This window comes from Paraburkholderia strydomiana (assembly GCF_046030495.1).
GTDB lineage: Bacteria > Pseudomonadota > Gammaproteobacteria > Burkholderiales > Burkholderiaceae > Paraburkholderia > Paraburkholderia strydomiana_A.
In genome coordinates, this window is the sequence record NZ_JAQQCJ010000002.1 from 140,893 (window position 1) to 163,002 (window position 22,110).

At 63.9% G+C, this 22,110-nt stretch carries 22 protein-coding genes and 1 pseudogene; 18 read left to right on the plus strand and 5 right to left on the minus strand.

What is annotated here, in order from left to right; translation table 11 throughout:
• Window positions 1-41: 41 nt before the first annotated feature.
• Complete coding sequence (locus tag PQQ53_RS03820; protein ID WP_408152191.1) at window positions 42-2,339, minus strand: FdhF/YdeP family oxidoreductase; 2,298 nt, start codon at window positions 2,337-2,339, stop codon at window positions 42-44.
• A 165-nt stretch (window positions 2,340-2,504) separates the two neighbouring features.
• Here PQQ53_RS03820 and PQQ53_RS03825 point away from each other — a divergent pair, with 165 nt between their 5' ends.
• The 4 genes from PQQ53_RS03825 to PQQ53_RS03840 all read left to right on the plus strand — a co-directional run bounded on the left by PQQ53_RS03825 (window position 2,505) and on the right by PQQ53_RS03840 (window position 6,390).
• Window positions 2,505-4,313 (plus strand): thiamine pyrophosphate-requiring protein, encoded by a 1,809-nt coding sequence (locus tag PQQ53_RS03825; protein WP_408152192.1) that lies wholly within the window; start codon window positions 2,505-2,507, stop codon window positions 4,311-4,313.
• 275 nt (window positions 4,314-4,588) lie between these two features.
• Window positions 4,589-5,107, plus strand: a complete 519-nt coding sequence (locus PQQ53_RS03830) for a DoxX family protein (protein WP_408141106.1) — start codon at window positions 4,589-4,591, stop codon at window positions 5,105-5,107.
• Between the two features lie 25 nt (window positions 5,108-5,132).
• Window positions 5,133-5,759, plus strand: a complete 627-nt coding sequence (locus PQQ53_RS03835) for a sigma-70 family RNA polymerase sigma factor (protein ID WP_408152193.1) — start codon at window positions 5,133-5,135, stop codon at window positions 5,757-5,759.
• Window positions 5,749-6,390, plus strand: coding sequence for an NrsF family protein (locus PQQ53_RS03840; RefSeq protein ID WP_408152194.1), 642 nt, complete (start codon window positions 5,749-5,751; stop codon window positions 6,388-6,390). Before PQQ53_RS03835 ends, PQQ53_RS03840 begins: the two co-directional genes overlap by 11 nt.
• 200 nt (window positions 6,391-6,590) lie before the next feature.
• On the opposite strand, the gene PQQ53_RS03845 is transcribed toward PQQ53_RS03840, so the two are convergent.
• Window positions 6,591-7,181 (minus strand): ParB-like protein, encoded by a 591-nt coding sequence (locus PQQ53_RS03845; RefSeq protein ID WP_408141109.1) that lies wholly within the window; start codon window positions 7,179-7,181, stop codon window positions 6,591-6,593.
• A 144-nt stretch (window positions 7,182-7,325) separates the two neighbouring features.
• Here PQQ53_RS03845 and PQQ53_RS03850 point away from each other — a divergent pair, with 144 nt between their 5' ends.
• The 4 genes from PQQ53_RS03850 (at window position 7,326) to PQQ53_RS03865 (ending at window position 9,193) form a co-directional block, all read left to right on the plus strand.
• Complete coding sequence (locus tag PQQ53_RS03850) at window positions 7,326-7,478, plus strand: DUF6496 domain-containing protein (protein ID WP_199731465.1); 153 nt, start codon at window positions 7,326-7,328, stop codon at window positions 7,476-7,478.
• Window positions 7,479-7,522: 44 nt separating this feature from the next.
• A complete protein-coding gene (locus PQQ53_RS03855; RefSeq protein ID WP_408152195.1) occupies window positions 7,523-7,942 on the plus strand; it encodes a GFA family protein in 420 nt (139 codons plus the stop codon).
• An 89-nt stretch (window positions 7,943-8,031) separates the two neighbouring features.
• Complete coding sequence (locus tag PQQ53_RS03860; protein WP_408152196.1) at window positions 8,032-8,157, plus strand: hypothetical protein; 126 nt, start codon at window positions 8,032-8,034, stop codon at window positions 8,155-8,157.
• A gap of 364 nt (window positions 8,158-8,521) precedes the next feature.
• A complete protein-coding gene (locus tag PQQ53_RS03865) occupies window positions 8,522-9,193 on the plus strand; it encodes a UdgX family uracil-DNA binding protein (protein ID WP_408152197.1) in 672 nt (223 codons plus the stop codon).
• 48 nt (window positions 9,194-9,241) lie between these two features.
• Here the strand turns inward: PQQ53_RS03865 and PQQ53_RS03870 are convergent.
• A pseudogene (locus PQQ53_RS03870) lies at window positions 9,242-9,367 on the minus strand (DUF72 domain-containing protein); the annotation flags it as partial.
• Between the two features lie 185 nt (window positions 9,368-9,552).
• Here PQQ53_RS03870 and PQQ53_RS03875 point away from each other — a divergent pair.
• Window positions 9,553-10,419 (plus strand): glucose 1-dehydrogenase, encoded by an 867-nt coding sequence (locus PQQ53_RS03875; protein WP_408152198.1) that lies wholly within the window; start codon window positions 9,553-9,555, stop codon window positions 10,417-10,419.
• Between the two features lie 399 nt (window positions 10,420-10,818).
• Window positions 10,819-12,567, plus strand: a complete 1,749-nt coding sequence (locus PQQ53_RS03880) for an FAD-dependent oxidoreductase (protein WP_408152199.1) — start codon at window positions 10,819-10,821, stop codon at window positions 12,565-12,567.
• 105 nt (window positions 12,568-12,672) lie between these two features.
• Here the strand turns inward: PQQ53_RS03880 and PQQ53_RS03885 are convergent, their stop codons facing one another.
• On the minus strand, window positions 12,673-13,518 hold the full coding sequence (locus PQQ53_RS03885; RefSeq protein ID WP_408152200.1) for a shikimate dehydrogenase family protein: 846 nt from the start codon (window positions 13,516-13,518) through the stop codon (window positions 12,673-12,675).
• Between the two features lie 210 nt (window positions 13,519-13,728).
• On the opposite strand from PQQ53_RS03885, the gene PQQ53_RS03890 reads away from it, so the two are divergent.
• From PQQ53_RS03890 to PQQ53_RS03925, 8 genes are all read left to right on the plus strand, one after another.
• Complete coding sequence (locus PQQ53_RS03890; protein ID WP_408152201.1) at window positions 13,729-14,766, plus strand: Gfo/Idh/MocA family protein; 1,038 nt, start codon at window positions 13,729-13,731, stop codon at window positions 14,764-14,766.
• Window positions 14,767-14,884: 118 nt separating this feature from the next.
• Window positions 14,885-16,636, plus strand: coding sequence for an FAD-dependent oxidoreductase (locus PQQ53_RS03895; protein ID WP_408152202.1), 1,752 nt, complete (start codon window positions 14,885-14,887; stop codon window positions 16,634-16,636).
• The gene (locus tag PQQ53_RS03900) at window positions 16,633-17,244 is read left to right on the plus strand and encodes an NIPSNAP family protein (RefSeq protein WP_408152203.1); all 612 of its coding nucleotides are present in this window, start codon (window positions 16,633-16,635) and stop codon (window positions 17,242-17,244) included. Before PQQ53_RS03895 ends, PQQ53_RS03900 begins: the two co-directional genes overlap by 4 nt.
• Before the next feature lie 44 nt (window positions 17,245-17,288).
• Entirely contained in the window at window positions 17,289-18,122 is an 834-nt protein-coding gene (locus tag PQQ53_RS03905; protein ID WP_408152204.1) for a sugar phosphate isomerase/epimerase family protein, read from the plus strand.
• A gap of 101 nt (window positions 18,123-18,223) precedes the next feature.
• Complete coding sequence (locus tag PQQ53_RS03910; RefSeq protein ID WP_408152205.1) at window positions 18,224-19,606, plus strand: MFS transporter; 1,383 nt, start codon at window positions 18,224-18,226, stop codon at window positions 19,604-19,606.
• 95 nt (window positions 19,607-19,701) lie between these two features.
• Window positions 19,702-20,556 (plus strand): IclR family transcriptional regulator, encoded by an 855-nt coding sequence (locus tag PQQ53_RS03915; protein ID WP_408141121.1) that lies wholly within the window; start codon window positions 19,702-19,704, stop codon window positions 20,554-20,556.
• A 123-nt stretch (window positions 20,557-20,679) separates the two neighbouring features.
• Window positions 20,680-20,901 (plus strand): hypothetical protein, encoded by a 222-nt coding sequence (locus tag PQQ53_RS03920; protein WP_408152206.1) that lies wholly within the window; start codon window positions 20,680-20,682, stop codon window positions 20,899-20,901.
• Entirely contained in the window at window positions 20,864-21,079 is a 216-nt protein-coding gene (locus PQQ53_RS03925) for a hypothetical protein (RefSeq protein ID WP_408152348.1), read from the plus strand. The genes PQQ53_RS03920 and PQQ53_RS03925 overlap by 38 nt, the downstream gene beginning before the upstream one ends.
• A gap of 7 nt (window positions 21,080-21,086) precedes the next feature.
• Here PQQ53_RS03925 and PQQ53_RS03930 read toward each other — a convergent pair whose 3' ends face one another.
• Window positions 21,087-22,097 carry a LysR substrate-binding domain-containing protein gene (locus PQQ53_RS03930; RefSeq protein WP_408141122.1) on the minus strand — a complete coding sequence of 337 codons (1,011 nt, stop codon included), beginning with the start codon at window positions 22,095-22,097 and terminating at the stop codon, window positions 21,087-21,089.
• Between the last annotated feature and the right edge of the window lie 13 nt (window positions 22,098-22,110).

The following is a 22,110-nucleotide window of genomic DNA, read 5'->3' on the forward strand; positions in this document are numbered from 1 at the left end:
TGTCGCCCCTCTCTCCCGGCATGGACCGGGCATGTGCGCAATCAGGCGGCCCGACGAGCGGCAACCACCTTCACCGGAATCGCCTTGGCCGCGGGCACCTTACTCTCTTTCGCATGATGCGACAGCGGAATCAGCGGATTGCATTCCGGGTAGTAACCCGCGATGCAACCCTCGGGCAAGTCGAACGGAATGATGCGCAATCCATCGATGCGGCGCTCCATTCCATCCGGAGACACCGCCTCAAGCGATACCTCGGCATCCGCTTCGAGCCCATGCCGCTCGATATCGCGCGCATTCATCAACAGCACCATGCGCGAGCCCCGTACGCCGCGAAAGCGGTCGTCGAGCGTGTAGATCGTCGTGTTGAACTGACTGTCGCTGCGCAGCGTGAAGAGGCGCAGGTCGTCGGGCTGGCGAGCGGGCATGTCGGGGTCCTCGTCGAGCGTGGTCGGCACCATGAATTCGGCCTTGCCGCTCTTCGTTTTCCATTGACGCTCACGTGCGGGCAGTGGGCGATGAAAGCCGCCCGGCGTCCACATCCGCGCGTTGAAGTCGTGGAAAATGTCCGGATACGTTTCGGCGATGGCGTCGCGCACCAGCGCATAGTCGTTGCTCCACGCGTCCCAGTCGACCAACTGCGAATCGAGCGTCGCTTTCGCGATGCCCGCGACGATCGCCTGCTCGGACAATAGCCGGTCGCTTGCCGGCTGCGCGACGCCGTGCGAGCCGTGCATGCAGCCGGTGCTGTCTTCCATCGAGACCGCCTGCGGCTTGCCCATGCGCTCGTCGATTTCGATGCGGCTCAAGCAAGGCAGCAGATAAGACACTTCGCCATGCACGAGATGGCTGCGATTGAGTTTGGTCGCGATGTTGACGGTCAGCCGCAGCTTGCGCCACGCCGGCTCGATTGCGTAGCGGTCGGGCACCGAGCGTACGAGGTTGCCGCCTAGCTGGAACACGGCGCGCACCTTGCCGTTTATCACGCCCTTGCATGCATCGACCGTCGCCATGCCTTGCGTGCGAGGCGGATCGAAGTGGTACTGCTCGGCGAGCTTGTCGAGCGGCGCGAGTTCCGGCTTCTCCGTGACGCCCACCGTACGCTGTCCCTGGACGTTCGAATGTCCGCGAATCGGCGACGGCCCCGCGCCGGGTTTGCCGATATTGCCGCGTAACAGCAGCAGATTCACGACCATCCGCACGTTCTGCACGCCCATCCGATGCTGCGTGAGGCCCATGCCGTAGTGGATGATGACCGCCTTCGCGCGGATATATTCGTCGGCCGCGGCTGTGAGCGCGGCGCGCGTGAGGCCGCATAGACGCTCGAGTTCGTCCCAGCTGGCGCGGCGCACATAGTCCGCGAATTCGTCGAAGCCGGTCGTATGTTGCGCGATGAACGCAGCGTCGACGATACGCGCTGCGCCGGTCGCTCGCGCGTGGTCGTCCGCTTCGATCACGGCCTTGCAGATGCCGACGATCGCCGCCGAATCGCCACCCGCTTTCAACTGATGATATTGCGTACTGATTTGCGTCGCGCCCGGCTTGAGCATTTGCGCGGGCGACTGCGGATTCACGAAGCTCACCAGGCCCGGCTCGCGAATCGGATTGAACGTGATGATCGGCACGCCGCGCTCCCTCGCTTCCTGCAGGTCATGCAGCATGCGCGGACTGTTCGTGCCCACGTTCTGGCCGAAGAAGAACATCAGATCGGTATGCTTGAAGTCGTCCAGTGTGATCGTGCCGACGCCCACGCCGATCGCTTCCTTCAGCCCGACGCTCGTGCTTTCATGGCACATATTCGAACTGTCCGGCAGGTTGTTGGTGCCGTACATGCGTGCGAAAAGCTGGTACATGTAGGCGGTTTCGAGCGACGCGCGGCCGGACGTGTAGAACACGGCTTCATCAGGCTGAAGCGCGCGCAGTTCGCGGCCGATTTCTCCGAACGCATGCTCCCATGTCACTTCGACGTATTGGTCCAGCGCCGCATCCCATCGCATCGGCGCGCAGAGGCGGCCGGCATCTTCCAGCGCGTGATCGTGCCATTGCGCCAGTTCCGCCAGTGTGTGGGCTTTGAAGAATTCAGGGTCGACGCGGCGCGAGGTGGTGTCCCATGCGGTCGCTTTCGCGCCGCTCTCGCAGAATTCGAGCGGATGCGGATGCGCGGGTTTGGCCCACGAACAGCTCACACACATGAAGCCGTCCGGTTTGTTCTGATGCACGAGCACACGGCTCGTGCCAACCGGCGCGCCTTCCTGAACCAGTGCGCCCGCGACCGCCTTGACCGATCCCCACCCGCCGCTGGCGTGCTGATAGGGGTCCGTGTCCTTGTGTGCGGTGCTCATGGCTGCCTCCCCGAGATGAACGACCTGTACGACTGCCCGCAACGAGCGTGCCTTGCATTTGGCTTACCCGGCTGGCATTAGCCACCTGCCGTCGTGTTTCGCGTGGCTCCATCAGGATTGTTTTTTGCAACGGAGCGTGTACGGCTCAGACATTGGAGAACGCTCATGACTGCAACGGTAGGGGATTTCGTCGTCGAACGGCTACGCGACTGGGGTGTGCGGCGCATCTTCGGCTATCCGGGCGACGGCATCAACGGCGTGTTCGGCGCGCTCAACCGGGCTTCGAAGTCGAAGGAAGGCGGGATCGAATTCATTCAGGCGCGTCATGAAGAAATGGCTGCCTTCATGGCATGCGCGCACGCGAAATTTACGGGCGAACTCGGCGTGTGCATCGCGACGTCGGGGCCGGGAGCCTCGCACCTGATCACCGGCCTCTACGACGCGCGCATGGACCATATGCCGGTGCTCGCGATCGTCGGGCAACAGGCGCGCGCCGCGCTCGGTGGCCACTATCAGCAGGAACTGGATCTTGCCGCCATGTTCAAGGACGTCGCCGGGTCGTTTGTGCAGCAGGCGAGTGTGCCCGCCCAGGTTCGCCATCTCGTCGATCGCGCGGTACGGATCGCCATTGCCGGGCGCGACGTGACCGCGCTCATTTTGCCGAACGATCTGCAGGAACTCGAATACGAGCCGCCGGCTCGCAAGCACGGCACGCTGCATTCCGGTGTCGGCTATACGAAGCCTAAAGTCGTGCCCTACGGCGAAGATCTGCAGCGTGCGGCGGATGTCCTGAATGCGGGCAGAAAGGTCGCGATTCTCGTGGGCGCGGGTGCGCTCGGCGCCACCGATGAAGTCATCGCCGTCGCCGACCGGTTGGGAGCGGGCGTCGCCAAGGCGTTGCTCGGCAAGGCGGTGCTGCCCGATGATCTGCCGTTCGTCACGGGATCGATCGGGCTGCTCGGCACGAAGCCGAGCTACGACATGATGGCCGAGTGCGACACGTTGTTGATGATCGGCTCCGGCTTCCCGTATGCGGAGTTCCTGCCGAAGGACGGACAAGCACGCGGCGTGCAGATCGACATCAAGGCGGACATGCTCAGCTTGCGCTATCCGATGGAGGTCAATCTCGTCGGCGACAGCGCGGAAACATTGCGCGCTTTATTGCCTTTGCTAAAAGAACAGTCGGCGAAGTCCTGGCGAATGAAGCTCGAGCGCTGGACCGGGGATTGGTGGACCACGCTCGACAAGCGTGCCGCGCAGAAGGCGGAGCACGGCGTGAACCCACAGCGGGCCTTTACCGAACTGTCACCGCGCTTGCCGGAAAACGCGATCATCACGAGCGACTCCGGTTCATGCGCGAACTGGTATGCGCGCGACCTGAAAATACGGCGCGGCATGATGTGTTCGTTATCGGGTGGATTGGCGTCGATGGGCGCGGCCGTTCCGTATGCGATTGCCGCGAAGTTTGCGCATCCGCAGCGGCCGGTGATTGCAATCGTCGGCGATGGCGCGATGCAGATGAACAACATGGCGGAGTTGATCACCGTCGCGAAGTACTGGAAGCAATGGAAGAACCCGCGCTGGATCTGCATGGTGCTGAACAACGAGGATCTGAATCAGGTGACATGGGAGCAGCGCGCGATGGAGGGCGACCCGAAGTACGAGGCATCGCAGCAGATACCGAACGTGCCGTATCACCGTTTTGCTGAACTGATCGGCTTGCGTGGGCTTTACGCTGACGACGATGAAAAGCTCGGCGGCCTGTGGGACGAAGCGCTGGCCTCGGACCGGCCCGTTGTGCTGGAAGTGAAGAGCGATCCCAACGTACCGCCATTGCCGCCTCATGTGACGCTCGCGCAAGCGAAGGCGTTTGCGTCGACGCTTTTCGAGGGCGATCCCGATGAGGGGAGCGTCCTTGTCGAGACGGCAAAGCAGGTGCTGGGTGCGGTGTTGCCGGGGAGTCAGCGCGATTGAAGGTGCGATTGCGTGGGTAATGGGCGCGACCAGAGGGGGCGCAGCCGCCCCGGGGCACGTCACGTTCATGCCGAGTGAGGCAAGAGCTGCGCGGCGAAGCCTCATGTGAATGAGGTGCGCGAACAGCAGCGAAGTCCACGGGCACGATAAAAATCCGCGCCTGCTGTAACCATTTGCCGGTCAGCGACGATCTATCAGTTAATCGCCGCAACTGTCCGCCGTTTTGCATGGCGGCGGTGCGTCCGTTCTCTCGATCATCGTGACGTTGACCGCTTATGAACCTCCTTCGCGCGCTGTCCGCCTTCGTTAATCCATCCTGGCTTACGCCACGCTTTGGCCGTTTCGCGCCGCTGCCGATCCGTCTGATCGTCGGCTACGGTTTTATGGCGCATGGTTATGCAAAACTCGTCAAGCACCCGGATAACTTCGTCGCGATCCTCCACGCGCTCGGCGTGCCGGCTCCGCACCTGATGGCGTGGAGCACCATCGTCATCGAACTGCTTGGCGGCTGCGCCATTCTCGCCGGCGCCTTCGTGCCGCTTGTCACGATACCGATGATCGCGGTGCTGCTCGTCGCGACTTTCACCGTGCATCTCCCCTACGGATTCACATCGATCAAGCTGATGTCGGCAGTGGGCGGGGTGCCGCAATTCGGGGCGCCGGGCTATGAAACCGACCTGCTATACGTTGCCGGGTTGATCTCGCTGGTGTTCGGCGGCTCGGGGCCGCTCGCCGTGGACGGCATGCTGGCGCGCTGGTATGCGCGCCGCACGGAAGGATTACTGCAAGCGTGACGTGCAAAACCGCGACCTTCCGGCGATGACATTGCCCCCTTGCGCCGGTTGCCGCAAGCCGTCGTCCACGCCGCTGGACGACGGCGCGAAGTCGATGATGTCGCAAGCCGAACGCCGACTCACGGCGCTGCTCGTGCGTTCGATCAACGGGGACAAGCGCGCGTATCAGCGCTTTCTCGAAGAGCTCGCGCGTCATCTGCGCGTGCGTCTGCGCAAGCGTCTGCATCAGCAGGACGCGGACATCGAAGACCTCGTGCAGGAAATCCTGATCGCCGTGCATAACGGGCTCGACACATTCAGGCCGGACGTACCGTTGACCGCGTGGATCAGCGCGATTGTGCGTTACAAACTCGCCGATCATTTCCGTTCGCTCTTGCGCCACGGGGCGCTTTTCGAGCCGCTAGGCGACACGACCGAACCCGAGGCGGCATCGCAGATCGACACGCTCGAAGCGCAGCGCGATCTGCAACAGTTGCTGGCCACTTTGCCGCCGCGGCAGCGTGGGCTGGTCGAGCAGATGAAGGTGCTGGGCTTGTCAGTGGCGGAGACCGCGGCGGCAACGGGCCTGTCCGAATCGGCGGTGAAGGTCGGCGTGCATCGCGCGCTCAAAGCACTCGCGGCAAAAATCCGGGGAAAATCGTATGAAGACTGACGAACTCATCACGATGCTGGTGGACAGCCCCCGCCCCCCGTCGCGTGCGGCGGTGGCGAGCCGCCTTGGCCTTGGCTTCGCGATCAGCCTCGCCGCCGCGCTGTTGCTGCTCATGCTCCTGCCCGGCGCCGCCGCAGGCCTCATGACGCGCGTGACGATGCCCGCGTTCTGGGCCAAGCTCGCATTGCCACTCACGATGACGCCAGCCGCCGTGTGTGTGACGTCGCGTCTGTCACAACCCGGCGTGCGCGTCGGCCGCGCGTGGGTTGCGCTGGCGCTTCCCGTGGGCATGGTATGCCTCGCCGCGCTCCTGGTGCTCGCGGTGGCGGCTCCCGAAGTGCGCGGGGAGCTGATTTTGGGACACACGTGGCGCACCTGCTCGCTCAACATCGTATTGCTGTCGATGCCGGCGCTCGGCGCATTGCTGTGGGCAATGCGTGGCTTGGCGCCTACCCGTCCGCAACTCGCCGGGGCCGCGACCGGGCTGCTTGCCGGCGCGATCGGCGCGTCGGCTTACTGCCTGCGTTGCCCCGAGATGAACGTGCCGTTCTGGGCGGCGTGGTACCTGCTCGGCATGGCGGCGCCGGCGCTTCTTGGCAGTCTTCTCGGGCCCCGTATGATGCACTGGTAGGATCGCTGCTCTTCTTTTTCAACGCCCGCGTCTGATGGCGCGCAACGGAGTCTGCAACGACGGCTGCGAGTCGTTGATTTTCGCGTCGATGACATCGGCGATGGCGATGCTGGTTCGTTGCCTCGACGTCAGCTTGTGTCGGTCCGGTCAGCTTCTGTCCGATCTATTTCGGCAGTTGATCCTTTCTACGCCAGACTCCGCTATGACTTGCCGAGAAAACCCGGTAGCCCGGTCGCTAAATCGCTGCGAGCGAGTTGGATCGCCTTGCGAAGCGCGTCGTCGAACTCGTCAGCGTTGGTCGGCGCAGGCAGCAGACTGCGCAGAAGATCGGCCCAGCGAAACTCCGCCAGCGGTGTGTCGGTTTTTTCAAAGGCTCCCGCGTCGCGGGCAAAAGCGGCGAGACTGCGATATTCATCGTTCGGCAGTTCCCAGACATGTCGCGGCATGTCGCTGAAAGGCCGGCGGCAGCCTTGTTCATCGTAGGGGTATGTCCAGCGCCGGTCTTCCATCGTCAGCCAGAACTTTTCGGGCGTCAGCGAGGATAGGTCTTCAAGCAGTACAACCGGCACTGCCGCTATCCGCAGCGCGTGGAGCGCGGCGACGATATGGTGATGATCGGTCAGATACGGCACTGCGTTTGGACCCAGCACGATCGGCACGGGCTTTTCTGCGATGGCCATTTGACGGTCGTGCTCCGACAGGCTTCGATATTGCTCGGACTTCTTTGCGACTTCCCGCATACCGTGCGTCATCTGTGAAGGCCGCAGCCGTTCCAGCGCGATTTGCTTCATGACGTACTCCCGGTGGTCTGCGCGCAGGTTCACAGCAAGTGTCATTCCTGCCCAATTCGGCGCTGGGCACATCGTATGCTCGCTTGCTATGGCGGCGCGTTGTCACGTCGCCGCATTTCTCACTGACAGCGAAAGGAGAAGATCATGCCGCTGAAAAGAGGAACCTCGAAAGATACGGTGTCGCGCAACATCAAGACCGAGACGAAGCACGGCAAGCCGCACAAGCAGGCCGTGGCGATCGCTTTGAACCAGGCGCGCAAATCGGGCGCGAAGATCCCGAAGAAGAGCGACAAGTAGCGCAAGTGGATGGCGGTTACGGGGAATCCGCCAGCGAGGAACCTATGTCAGCTATGTCAACCAGTAGCGAACCGGTTGAGGAAACCGGAGGATGTGCGTGTGGTGCGGTGCGCTTTCGCGTCAATGCGCGACCGCGGCGGGTGTCGCTCTGCCATTGCATGACTTGCCGGCGCATCCATGGCAACGTCTTTGGCGGCTACGCGATGTTCGAACGCAGCGCGGTGGAATTCTCGGGGTCTACTCAGGCCTGGCCGAGTTCGCCCGGCGCGCGGCGGCATTTTTGCCCGACGTGCGGGTCGGTCGCGTTCATGGAGTATGTCGGTGGCGACGAGCTCGACTTGCCATTGGGTGCGTTCGATCGCGTGGGCATTTATGAGCCGAGCTACGAGTTGTGGTGTCGTCACAAGGAGCCTTGGCTGCCCGCCGGTGTACGGGTCGAATACAACGAGGGTAGGCCGGGGTAGCAAGCGTCGCTTTACGGTTTTAGAGCATTGCGCAACGCTGCCTGCAAGACCTCAATAGCTGCCGGCTCAACCGGCGAAAGGAGTGGAAGATGACTGATACGAAGCAATCGAATACACAGCCCGGCAATCCGAAGAACGCGGGCAAACAGCAGGGCCAGCAACAGCAGAATCAGCAGAAGACGCCGCAGCATCAAGGCGGTCAGCGGCAGCCTTGATGGCATGTCGTGACGAGATACCGTGGGCACCGTTCGCAAGCGGCGTCCACGGTAAGACCCCATGCGCATGCGTGGCCTGTCGCGACTGACTACGTTGCGCTGACGCCGCCGGCGTCCCCGAACTCTACCCCGCGGAGGGCATGATGAAACCCACAGCAGACCATCCGGCGCAGAGCACTGTGGATGGCAACCCCAGTAAGCGCGCAAGCGCCGCTAACACGAACACGCCACCCGATACCGCGCAGAACGCGCGAGATATCGAAGAGAAACGCAAACATAGCCGCTCAGAAAACGCGTTGCAGTCTTCGCAGGACAAAAACCCGATCCCGCCCGACTCGACCCGTCATTCATAGGCATCGCAGACATGCGGTCCACGACAGACGACAAGCCCCCTCGGCGCACGCGCGGCGACACGCATCCCGACGCGGATGTCGAGCGCGATCAGCAGCCTGCAACCCTCGACGATTGCCGACGCTGCGCGCTTTGGCGCAATGCAACGCAAGCGGTGCCAGGCGAAGGGCCACGTCACGCGGCGATCGTATTGGTCGGCGAGCAGCCGGGCGACGCGGAAGACCGTCAGGGCAGGCCCTTTGTCGGACCGGCCGGCGCGTTGATGGACAAGGCGCTCGAAGAAGCGGGCCTCGTGCGCAATGAGGTCTACGTGACGAATGCGGTCAAACATTTCAAGTGGACCCCGCGTGGCAAGCGTCGTATGCACAAGACGCCGGGGCAAAGGGAGATCGATGCTTGTGAATACTGGCTCAAACAGGAACTTCACCGCATAGGGGCGCGTGTGATCGTCGCATTGGGCGCCACTGCACTCAAAGCCGTACTCGACGATTCACACGCACGGTTGCAGGACGCGCTCGGCAAGGCGATCGAGCACGGCGAGCATCTGGTGGTGGCGACATATCATCCATCGTTTGCATTGCGCGCGCCTGATCCGGCGACCCGTCAGCGTGTTTATGCCACGATCGTCGACGCGCTTCGCAGCGCGGAGAAACTGACTCATCAGCGCAAACCCGCTGGTTCGTGAGATCCAGGCCTGCCTCACTCACGCTGCCGAACCCGCTCGCTGCAACCTTCACCGATTCATCAGCCGCTGCGCGTCGAAAGGCGCGCGTGCCTTGACGTCATCGTCGAAATGGCAGTACACCTCGCGGCGTTTCCGGTGGGGCGGATGCGCGTCCGGCGCGATCAGCCGCGCCTCGATGAGTTCACACGTGCAGTCGTTAATACATGTCGGTCTGGGCTACCGTCGCCCGGCATGCCGTCTCTTCGCGCAGGCCATACCTGCTGGGCCCAAAGGTTGCTCATCTCCGTCATGAACGCTGACCGCAATGCCGTGCATTTTCCCGCACGCCGCGCCTATCCGCCCGCACCTGGAGATTTGACATGAGCGCCATCCAACGCCCCACGCCGCCGTTTCCCGCCCAGCAGCAACATCGCACGCCGGGCACGACGGCTGAAATGAATCCGCAACCCGATCATGGCGAACGAACGTACAAGGGCTCTGGCCGCCTTGCGGGCAAAGCGGCGATCGTGACCGGCGGCGACAGCGGCATCGGCCGCGCAGTCGCTATCGCATTTGCGCGCGAAGGTGCGGACGTGCTGATCTCCTACCTCGACGAGGACGACGATGCACGCGAAACCGCTCGCTGGGTGGAGGAGGCGGGCCGCAAGGCGGTGCTGGTGCCGGGCGACATCACCTCGCGGCCGCATTGCGATGCCATCGTCGACAAGGCCATCGACGCGTTCGGCCGGCTCGACGTACTGGTCAACAATGCGGCGTATCAGATGAGCTACCCGTCGCTCGATGGCATCAGCGACGAAGAGTGGGACAAGACCTTCGATACCAACATCGGTGCGATGTTCAGGATCACGCGCGCGGCGGTCAGGCACATGAAGGCGGGTGCGGCGATCATCAACACGACGTCCATCAACGCCGACCATCCGAATCCCGGACTGATCGCCTATGCGACGACCAAAGGCGCGATTCAGAACTTTACCGGCGGACTTGCGCAGTTGCTGGCCGAAAAAGGCATTCGCGCAAACTGTGTGGCTCCCGGCCCGATCTGGACGCCGCTGATTCCGTCCACGATGCCGCCGGAGAAGGTCGAAAAATTCGGTGAGCAGGTCCCGATGAAGCGACCCGGTCAACCCGCTGAATTGGCGGCGGCCTATGTGATGCTTGCCTCGGACGAAGCGAGTTACATCTCGGGCGCCACGATTGCAGTAACGGGTGGCGCGCCGATTATTTGAGGTGAACTGAACGCCCGACCGGTTGGCACTGACTGTTGACCGGTCCTGATTGACCTGCACGCACCGTGTAGGCTGCTCTCCATACCGTCTCGACAGGTGAGTTGCCCCGGAGAGCGCCCGCGTTTTTTCGACATCCAGATTCGGGTTTCAACGCTGGTGCCCCTTTGAGCGCCCAGGGCCGACATTGACACGTCCGCACCTATTGTGGAATAGTATTCCAAAGAGAACGAAATTCAACTTAGTCGGATGAATGCACTAAAAAGACCAGAATTCCCTTCCCCCGGTACAGCGTCATACTTCGGCTCGAAGTGCATGGATTCGAGGGCCGCCATCGTTGATCAACCCGGCCAACGCAGCAAGTAGCGCCAGTAAAGAGCGTCTTTCGAAGCAACTGTGGAAATGAACACTTCAAATCAGATGGACTGCGACCTGCTCGTGATCGGCTCCGGTGCCTCGGGTCTGGCCGCCGCGGTAACGGCCGCATGGCATGGCCTCAAGGTGATCGTGGTCGAAAAAGATGCCGTATTCGGTGGCGCAACGGCGTGGTCGGGCGGCTGGATGTGGGTTCCGGGCAATCCGCTGGCCAAATGCGCGGGCATCCACGAAGATCCGCAGCAGCCGCGCACTTACCTCAGGAACGAACTCGGCCACCGTTACGACGCGCAGCGTGTCGACGCGTTTCTCGACAACTGTCCGCACATGGTCTCCTTCTTCGAAGCGCATACGTCGCTGCAATTCGCGGACGGCAATGGCATCCCCGATGTGCATGGCAACGTCGAAGGCGCGGCCACGCAAGGCCACCAGGTCATTGCCGCTCCCTACGACGGACGTCAGGTCGGTCCGCTGATCAAACGTCTGCGCAAAACCATGCGCGAGACCGCGTTCATGGGTATGCCGATCATGGCGGGCGCGGACCTGATGGCTTTCCTGAGCATGACGCGCTCGCTCAAATCATTTATCCACGTGACGAAGCGTTTTACGCGGCATCTACTGGATCTCGCGCTCTATGGCCGCGCGATGCAGCTGGTCAACGGCGTGGCGTTGGTCGCGCGTCTCGTCAAATCGGCGCAGGACCTGGGTGTCGTCCTGATGGAGTCGGCACCCGCACAACGCCTGGTGTTCGAAGGGAGCGCGGTGCGCGGAGCGGTTGTTGCGACGCTCAAAGGGGACGTGACGATTCGCGCGACGAGGGGCGTCGTGCTGGCCGCCGGCGGTTTCCCCAACGACGTGGCGCGGCGCAAGGCGCTCTTCGCGCGTACGCCGACGGGCCGCGAACACCTCGCGCTGCCCCCCGAAAGTTGCTCGGGCGACGGCGTCAGTCTCGGAGAATCGGCCGGCGGCTATCTCTTCACGGATGTGGCGTCGGCGGCCGCCTGGGCGCCGGTGTCGAAAGTCACCCATGCTGACGGCAGCGTTGGCCACTTCCCGCACATCATCGACCGCGCGAAGCCCGGTGTGATCGGCGTGCTCTCGAACGGCAAGCGCTTCGTGAACGAGGCGGATGGCTACTACGACTACACGTCGGCGATGGTCGCGGCGGCGCCTGACGGGCAAGAAGTCGCTTCGTGGCTCATCTGCGATCACCGGTTTTTGCGCCGCTATGGTCTGGGCTATGCGCGGCCTTTTCCTGTGCCGGTCGGTTCGTTGATTCGCAACGGCTATCTGCAGCGAGGTTCGACGATCGAAGCGCTGGCGAAGCGTTGCGGTATCGCCCCCGATACATTGACGGCGACAGTGACGCGCTACAACGAGCATGCTCGCCGCGGCGAGGACCCGGAGTTCGGACGCGGCTCGACGCCGTATAACCGCAAGGGCGGCGACCCTCTGCATGGGGGGCCGAATCCTTGCGTCGCACCGCTCGAGCAGGGACCGTTCTACGCGGTCAAAGTTTTGCCGGGCAGCTTCGGCACGTTCGCCGGCCTTAAAACCAACGGGTCCGCGCAAGTGTTGACTAAGGACAGCCATCCGATTGCCGGTCTGTACGCGGTGGGAACGGATATGGCGAGTGTGATGGGCGGATGCTATCCGTCCGGCGGCATCAACCTCGGCCCTGCGATGACGTTCGGCTACATCGCGGGCCGTCATGCGGCGCATGCGATGGACTACGAACCACATGACGAGGCGCTCGTCAGCGCGGCAACCGTCTAACACAGCGAAGGCGTCGATACGGGTGCCGGTTCCCACGCATTGACGGCGGGCTTTTTTCCAGCGTACGGCACACACGCAGATTCGCGTGTGCGCCGTGCATTGTGCTTATGGCTGCGCCGCTTCCAGCAGAAATTCCACCATACGGTCGCAGACACGGCCGAACATCTGCGTGCCGGTCACCGTCGGGCAGCCACGGGCACGCGCCGCTTCGATAAACGGCGTGAGCGGCGGCTTCGTAACGACGTCGCCAACGAAGGTCTGCGGCCGTAAGCGCGACACATCGATAGGCAACGGGTCATCCGCGCGCATGCCGAGCGGCGACGCGTTGACCACGATATCGAACGTGTGCGCTTCGACATCGGCTGCGGCGCTGCCCACCTTGCCACGTTGCAGTGCATTGAGCCGCCCGGTCAGCGACGTCGTGCGGTCCGCATCGTTATCGCGGACGTCGAGCGAACCGACGCCCGCGCTCACGAGTGCATGGCCGATCGCCGACCCCGCGCCGCCGGCGCCGATGAGCAGCGCGCGCTTACCCGTCGGTTCACACCCCGCGTCGTTCAGCGCCGCGACGAATCCCGTGCCGTCGAACATGCCGCCGTGCCAGTGGCCGTCGGGCATACGGCGCAGCGTATTGACCGCGCCGAGGAAGGCCGCTTCGTCGGAAAGCGTCGTGCAGTATCCGGCTGCGCTGAACTTGTGCGGCACGGTAATGATCACGCCGTCGACGTTGTGCATCGGCTTCACGCCCGTGAAGAAGGCGGGGAGATCGGCGGGCGCCACGTGAGCGGGCACCACCAGCGCGTCGCGGCCGGCCGCCCGCAATGCGGCGGTGACGCCGGCAGGCGAACGGACCTGCGCGATCGGATCGCCGACGATGAAATAGATACGCGTCGCGCCACTCAGGCCTTCATCGAGCGACGGAGAAAATGAAGATGCGTTCTGCTGACTCATGCTGTTTCCAACCTCCTTTGATGTCTCCGGGTTCCGTTGCGCAGCGGGTACGGTGCGCGTGCATCCAGACCGAATCGATTGTCCTTGCTGCGCATATTTAGATGAACTTTAATCTGATATGGAATAGTATTCAACAAATAGATGAGGTTTCAGACGCTGTGATCGCTGTTCCGGCCAACTACAGAAGCACTCAAATCCAAGGAGAGACAGATGAGCAGGAGACGTTTGGCATTGATCGGCGCGGGAGCCATTGGGCGCATGCACGTCGAGCGCGCGCGTTCGCATGCGCAGTGCGAAATCGTCGCGATCGCCGATCCTTCACCGCAGGCGGAAAGCTTCGCGCGCGAGCAGCGGCTGCGCTGGTTCGCCGACTACCGGTCGATGCTCGACGAGGTGCGGCCCGAAGGCGCGATCGTCGCGACACCCAATGCGACGCATGTCGATGTTGGGCGCGACTGTATCGCGCGCGGCGTGCCGGTGCTGATGGAAAAGCCGGTGGCAGATACCGTCGAACAGGCGCGCCAACTGAACGACGCCGCCGTCGAAGCGCGCGTGCCGCTGCTCGTCGGCCATCATCGCCGCCACAATCCGATTCTGCGACGCGCGCGCGACATCGTGCAGTCGGGACGACTGGGCAAACCGGTGACCGCCACGGCTCTCGCCACCTTCTACAAACCGGACGCCTATTTCGACGTCGAATGGCGCCGTCGCCAGGGCGGCGGGCCGGTCCTGATCAATCTGATTCACGACATCGACATGATGCGCTTCCTGCTCGGCGATATCGTCGACGTGCAGGCGCTGACGTCCAACGCGATACGGGGCTTCGAAGTCGAGGACACCGCAGCCGTCATCCTGCGCTTCGCGAATGGCGCGCTGGGCACGCTGGCCGTGTCCGATTGCGCGGCGTCGCCCTGGAACTGGGACCTCGCCGCGGGCGAGGCGGCGCACTATCCCCGTCAGCAGGTGAACACGCATTTCGTGTCGGGCACAGATGCGTCGCTGACCTTGCCGCAGCTCGACGTCTGGGAGTACCGCAGCGGCAAAGGCTGGCACGAACCGCTGACGCACGAGCGCACCACGCCGCACAGCGGCGACCCCTACGCCGAGCAGTTGCGCCATTTCGCGGCGCTGATCGCCGGTGACGAAACCCCGGTCTGTTCGGGTGACGACGCCGCGCGCACACTGGCCGCAACCTTCGCCGTGCATCGCGCGGTGGCGGCGGGAGGGCGCGTCGCGCCGACCCTTTGAGGGAGGCGCGGCATGGTTCTGCATCGGAGAGCTAAGGGTTAAGCATCGTTTGAATAAAATAACAATATGGAATAGTATTCAACAAATCGAACCACCCTGAGGATGAAGCGGATTGGCCATGAAGCGCGAACCGATGCTCGAATGTGATGTGCTGGTACTGGGCTCCGGCGCGGGCGGCCTCTCCGCGGCGGTCACCGCCGCCGTGCGGGGACTGCGGGTCATCGTGGCGGAAAAGGAGGCGGTCTTCGGCGGCACGACGGCGTGGTCCGGCGGCTGGATGTGGATACCCGGCAATCCGCTCGCCGTACGTGCGGGGATCACCGAGGACGTCGAAGCGCCGCGCGCCTATCTGCGCAACGAACTCGGCTCGCATTTCGATGCGGCGAAGACGGGCGCGTTGCTGAACCACGGCCCGCGAATGGTCGAATTCTTCGAGCGGCATACGTCGATGCGTTTCGTCGACGGCAACCGGATTCCGGACTTTCACACGTCGGGCGGCGCCGGCACCGGCGGCCGCTCGGTCTGCGCAATGCCGTTCGACGGCCGTGAACTGGGACCGCTCATCGACAAGCTGCGGCAACCGCTCGCCACGACGACGCTTGGCGGGATGGGAATCGCCTCCGGCGCTGACCTCAGCCATTTCTTCAACGCGACGCGGTCGCTGCGCTCCGCGATGTATGTCACGCGAAGGTTAGCCACGTTCGCGCTGCACAAGCTGCGCTATGGCCGTTCGATGCATCTGGTCAACGGTCACGCGTTGGTTGCGCGTTTGCTGAAATCGGCGGTGGATCATGACGTCGATCTGCGCTCGAATGCGAAAGCCGTTGGCCTGATCCGCGAGGCGGGCCGCGTGGTGGGAGCACACATCGAGATCGATGGAATCGTCAAGGAGGTGCGAGCCGCGCGGGGTGTGGTGCTGGCGTGCGGAGGCTATCCGCATGACGTAGCGCGCCGCGCGCGCACCTTCTCCTACACGCCGTCCGGGCGCGAGCATTGGTCGGCCGCGCCGTTGTCCAATAGCGGCGACGGCATTCGCATCGGCGAGGCGGTCGGCGGCCATTTCGATGCAGCGCTCCGCGCGCCCGCCGCATGGGCGCCGGTGTCGCTCGTACCGCAACCAGCGGGCGAGCCACCGGTGGCGTTCCCGCATCTGATCGAACGCGCGAAACCGGGCGTGATTGCGGTGACGCGCACGGGCAAGCGCTTCGGTAATGAAGCATCGTCCTATTACGACCTGATGAGCGCGCTCTTCGAGGCAACGCCGCACGGCGAAGAAGTCTGCGCATGGCTGGTTTGCGACCATCGATTCCAGCGCCGTTACGGTCTGGGCGCATCGAGGCCGTTTCCGTTTCCGACCGGCTCCTATCGGCGCTCGGGCTATCTGAAACGCGCGGACAGTCTCGCCGGGTTGGCCGCGCAGTGCGGCATCGATCCGCAAGGGCTCGCGAACACCGTGGCCAGTTACAACACGTATGCGAAACACGGCATGGATCCGCAGTTCCATCGAGGCTCGACACCGTACACCCGTATGCAGGGCGACGCGCTTCACAAGCCGAACCCATGCGTCGCGCCGCTCGAAAACGGCCCGTTCTACGCGGTCAAACTGCTTCCCGGCAGCCTCGGCACCTTCGCCGGTCTGGCGACCGATGCCGCTGCCCGCGTCCTCGATGACGAGCACCGGCCGATTGCCGGTCTCTTCGCGACGGGCAACGACAGCGCCAGCATGATGGGCGGCTGTTATCCCGCTGGCGGCATCACGCTCGGTCCGGCGATGACCTTCGGCTACATCGCCGGACTCGCTCTCGCCGGTTCGGCTCAGACGGAGTCCGCCGCGCCTCTCTCCAATCACATGCAAGGACATATCCCATGACCCTCTATGACGTAGTGACGCTTACCGTGAAAATCGGTTCGAATGCGCAGGTCTTCGAAAGCATCAAGGCAAGCGGTGATCAACCCGGCTCGAAACTGCTTGGCTGCTGGTATTCCGATATCGGCGCGCTGGGGCAAGTGCTGGTGCTGCGCGGCTTCGAATCGGAAGCCGCGCTCGTCAGCGAGCGCAAGCGCATGCTGCTCGAAGGCAACCCGTTCGGCTGCGGCGAATTCGTCACCGACGTGAAGATCGACAGCTATTCGCTGTTCCCCTTCCTGCCGCCGATCGAGCCTGCCGTGCACGGCGGCATCTACGAAATGCGCATCTATGGGACGAAGCTCGCGAGCCTGCAGCACACCATCGACGCGTGGGAAAAAGCGCTGCCGGAACGCACGCAGCGCTCGCCGCTGATCGGCGCGATGTATTCGCTCGACGGCGCCGTGCCGCGCTTTCTGAACATATGGCCGTACGCGAGCGTCGACGAACGTTCGCGGATTCGCGCCGAAGCGGTGAAGGACGGCATCTGGCCGCCCAAGGGCGGCCCCGCGCATCTGACCACGATGGAATCGACCATCTGCGTGCCCGCACCGTTTTCGCCGCTGCGCTGAACGCGTATGGAGTACGAACGAACCACCGGATTCAAGGAAACGACATGACACAGCACAACACGCGCGCGCTTTCTCTCTCGGCATTGACCGCGCTCGAACTGACCCCGCCGCAGATGGTGGAGTGCGCCGCGCAGGCGGGCTACGACTACGTCGGCCTGCGCCTGTTGCCCGCAACCGATCACGAGGTGCGCCACGAGATCATCGGCGATACGCCGCTGAAACGCGAAACGCTCGCGCGCTTGCGCGACACCGGCATCAAGGTGCTCGACATCGAGATTCTGCGCCTGAGGCCGGACACGAATGTCGCCGATTACAAGCCGATGCTCGAAACCGGCGCGGAGCTCGGCGCACGCTATGTGCTGGTGGCCGGCAACGACCCGGACGAAGCGCGCACCGCGGATCGTCTCGCGCAACTCTGCGATCTCGCGAAGCCGCTGGGACTGTCGCCGTCGCTCGAGCCGATGCCGTGGACCGACGTGAAGGACATCACGCAGGGTGCGCGCATCGTCAAGGCCGCGGGCCGCAGTAATACCGGCCTCATCATCGACCCGATCCACTTCGACCGCGCCGGTTCGTCGACAGACGAACTCGCGGCGTTGCCGCGCGAGTACTTCGGCTACGTGCAGTTCTGCGACGCGCCCGCCGAGCGCCCGACCGATCTGGAGACGCTGCTCTTCCAGGCGCGCTGCGAGCGGATGATCCCGGGCGAAGGCGGCATCGATCTCGCCGGCATTCTGCGTGCGCTGCCCGACCATCTGCCGCTCAGCATCGAGGTGCCGACAGAGCAGTGGGCGAAGACCGCGCCGGCACTCGAACGTGCCCGCAAGCTGCGCGAGGCGACGCTTGCCGTGCTGGCGCAAACGTACGCGGCCGGCTGAAACGCGTGAGCGTCGCACAGTGCGCTGACGAGCCCGCGCGAGACGGAGCGCGGACTGGCATCCCTCATCGATAACAACCAATAACGATCCGGAGACAACCCATGAAGGCATCATTGAAGCCCGTCGCGTCAGACGCACAGGCGGCGCGCGTCATCGACGTGCAAAAGCTTCTCGACGAACAACCAGTCGGGCGCTTTCAGATTCTCGTGCTGTTGATGTGCATGTTCATCGTCACGCTCGATGGGCTCGACACCGTGATGGTCGGCTTCATCGCGCCGGCGCTGTCCACCGCCTGGGCGATTCCGCGCGATGCGCTCGGCCCGGTGATGAGCGGCGGCCTGCTCGGCCTCGCGTTCGGCGCGCTGGGCGCGGGACCGCTCGCGGACCGCTTCGGCCGCAAGACGGTGATGACCGGCGCGGTGCTGTTCTTCGGCGTGTGGAGTCTGGGTTCCGCGTTCGCGAGCAACGTCGGCGAACTGGCGGTGCTGCGTTTTCTGACCGGCCTGGGGCTGGGCGCGTCGATGCCCAACGCCGCCACGCTGATGGCCGAATACGCGCCGCAACGCTGCCGCGCGCTGATGGTGACGACCGTGTTCTGCGGCTTCACGCTCGGCGCGGCCGGCGGCGGTTTCATCAGCGCATGGTTGATCGCGGCGCATGGCTGGCACTCGGTGCTGATCCTCGGCGGCGTGCTGCCGATTCTCTACGTGCCGCTGATGATCAAATGGCTGCCCGAGTCCGCGCGTTTTCTCGCCTTGAAGGAAACGCGCCGCGCGCGCCTCGTGACGGTGATGAACCGCATCACAGCCGGCCTCGCCGATCACGCGACGCGCTTCGTCGCGCACGGCACGCCGCAGCGCGAACGCAGCCCGGTCCGTCTGATCCTCTCGCGCGACTATGTGTTCGGCACAGTGATGCTGTGGGTCTGCTACTTCGCGGGTCTGCTGACGGTGTACCTGCTTGGTAGCTGGCTGCCGATCCTGATTCGCGGCGCCGGCTTTACGCTCGAACAGGCGGCGATCGTCGGCGCGCTGTTTCAGGCGGGCGGCACCATCGGCTCGCTCGCGATCGGCTGGCTGATGGACCGCGTCAACCCGCACCGCGCGTTGGGCGCGACGGTGTTCGTCGGCGGACTCTTTGCGTGGTACATGGGTTTGCCGGGGCATGGCATCGTCGGCATCAGCGTGCTGGCGTTCGGCATGGGTTACTGCATGAACGGCTCCAACACCGGCTTTTGCGCACTCGCCGCCGGATCGTATCCGACCCGTATGCGCGCGACCGGCACGAGCTGGATGCTCGGCATCGGCCGCTTCGGCGGCATCGCGGGGGCCATGCTCGGCGCGAGCATGCTGCACGCGAACTGGGGCTTCGGCGAGGTGTTCACGGCGCTGGCGATTCCCGCGGCAGTCGGCGCCGCCGCGGTGCTTCTGAAAGGCGCGCGGCATCGCGGGCCGGTGCTGCGGGTCGAGGTTGCAGGCCACTAGGCCGGCGCTCAGGACCACACAGGAATGCGGGTTGCTTGAATTCCGATGTGGAATCGTGTTCTCATTCGGTATCTAAGTCGAACTGAGAGTTCAATATGGCGGGGAATCTTGAGCGGGCACTGGCGATCATCGAATTGCTGGCGAAGCAGGGCGGCAGCATGCAACTGGCCGCGATAGCCGACACGCTGAACATCCCGCGCAGCGGAACCCATCGCCTGCTCGCCGAACTGAGCGAAGAAGGCTATGTGCGGCAGGACGAGCACGGCGAGTACGTCCTTGCGCTCAAGCTTGTATCGCTGGCGTTGATCTGGCTGTCCACGGGCGGCGTGCTCGATATTTCGCAACCCGTGCTCGACAGGCTCGCCTCGGCCTCGGGCGAACTGGCGCGGCTCGGCGTGGTCGAGGACGATCACATCACGTTCGTCGGCAAGGCGCAGGGCGCCAAATCCGGCCTGCGCTACGACCCGGACATGGGCAGCCAGCCGCCGCTGCATTGCACCGCGAGCGGGCAGGCGTGGCTGTCGACGATGAGCGACGAAGAGGCGCTCGAACTGGTATCGCGCCAGGGTGGAATCGGCAAGGCGGGCCAGACCGGGCCGAGGGCGCCGAAGTCGATCCAGCAGTTTCTCCAGGACCTGGCTGGCGCGCGCAAACGCGGCTACGGCGTCGCGAGCGACACCTACGAGGTGGGGATGACGTCGATGGCCGCGGTTGTCCGCCATCCCGTCACCGGGCTGGCCGTCGGCGTGGTGAGTCTCGCCGGGCCGACGAGCCGCTTGCCTGAGGCGCGCTTGAAGGCGCTTGCGCCTGCGTTGCTCGAAGCCGTGTCGGACATGAGCGCGGCCACGCTCAGCTCGCCGTATTTCAAACGCAGCCTGAAAGTCGCGCCGGTGGTGACCAATGTGCAGCCGGTTCCGGCGCGGCGCAAGGGCCGGCCCAAAGCGGCCTGATTGCGGGTATGCCGGACCGCTCGTGCGGCTCGTCGCGGTATGGCGAATCAGCCTTCGCGCTTGTATCTGTCCGTGCAGACGCGCTGACCGGACCCTCTCCGGCGGCGTTCGCCGCTCATCATCTTGCTGCAGGACCACAAGGAAGCGGAAGGTCAAGGGCTTTCTACGCCATTTCTGGTGAACGGCCCCGAAGATCCTGCTGCGCGCCGTATCATCGTTACCAAGTCGAAGTACTTCCCCGAGATCAAGGATCTGTTCAAACGGCTGCAGCGCGAGGGGGCGTCATTTCTGGCGTGTAGCCGGCCAAATCGCGAACGCAAGCGTATTCAATGTCGGCTCGCATGACGAACCGCACACCCTGCTCAGGTCGCTGCCCTTAATTTCCATACATGACGCTCGACGTCACGCCAATGGCGCGGCATCTGTCTGCCATCAAGAAGAGATGGACATGAGGCAATATGCCTCTTCTCGTTGGGGCACCTGGCCAGCAGTGCAAAAAAGGCAAAGTCATCCGATGCGGTGATCCGCGTTTATTCGTCCGCGGTCGCGCGTGTCGCGTTGGGTTCGCTGTCGCCGAGCCACGTGACGTAGTCCTTCCATGCGCCGTTGACCGCGAGTTCGTGCACGTTGTCTCGTACGACGTCCGCCATCGTGCGCACGAGCCGCGACGCGCGCTGTTCACGCAGTGTCGCAAGCGAGACGATCGAGCGGATCGACGGCCGCTCGATCGGCAGCGCTCGCAGATCGCCACGCTGCACTTCGTCCTGAATGGCCGTGTACGTCAGCAGCGAGTAGCCGAGGCCACGATTCACGAGCGCCTTGGTCAGCGCGACACTATCCACCTCCAGCACGACGCGCAGATGCACGCCGTGCTGAACGGCCGCCTGTTCGAGGACGCGCCGGTTCGCATGTGGAAAACCCGGCACGATCAGCGGCAATTCGGCGAGATCGCGAATGCGCAGCGGCTCGCCGCCGCGTCGTTTGATCACGGTATCATCGGGCGGACCGACGATCACCATCGCTTCGTTGCACAGCGGCAGCACATCGAATGCTTCCAGCGCGGGCTGGTTGTAGACGATCGCGAGATCGACGCGCCGGTCGAGCAGCCATTCCTGCAACGAACTGCTGAGCCCTTCGCGGATATGCAGCCCTACCGCGGGCCAGCGCTCGCGAAACGCTTCGACGATCGGCGCCGATACGTGCACCCCCACCGCGGGCGGCAATCCGAGCGCGATATGCCCACTCAGACGATCGCTCGACGCGCGCACATGCTCACCCGTCTGCGCGACGAAGTTGATGATCATCTCCGCGCGTTCGAGCAACTGCGCACCGCCGCTCGTCAAACGCACACCGCGCCCGTGGCGCACGAACAGCGCGGTGCCGAGTTCTTCTTCGAGCTTGGCGATCTGCCGGCTCAACGCCGGCTGCGCGACGTACAACTCCGCCGCCGCGCGGCTGAAGCTACCCACTCGCGCGATGTGCACGAATGAACGCAGTTCCCTGATTTCGATGATCGTCTCCTGTTGTGCCGCACGTGCCACAGCTATGCTTTTT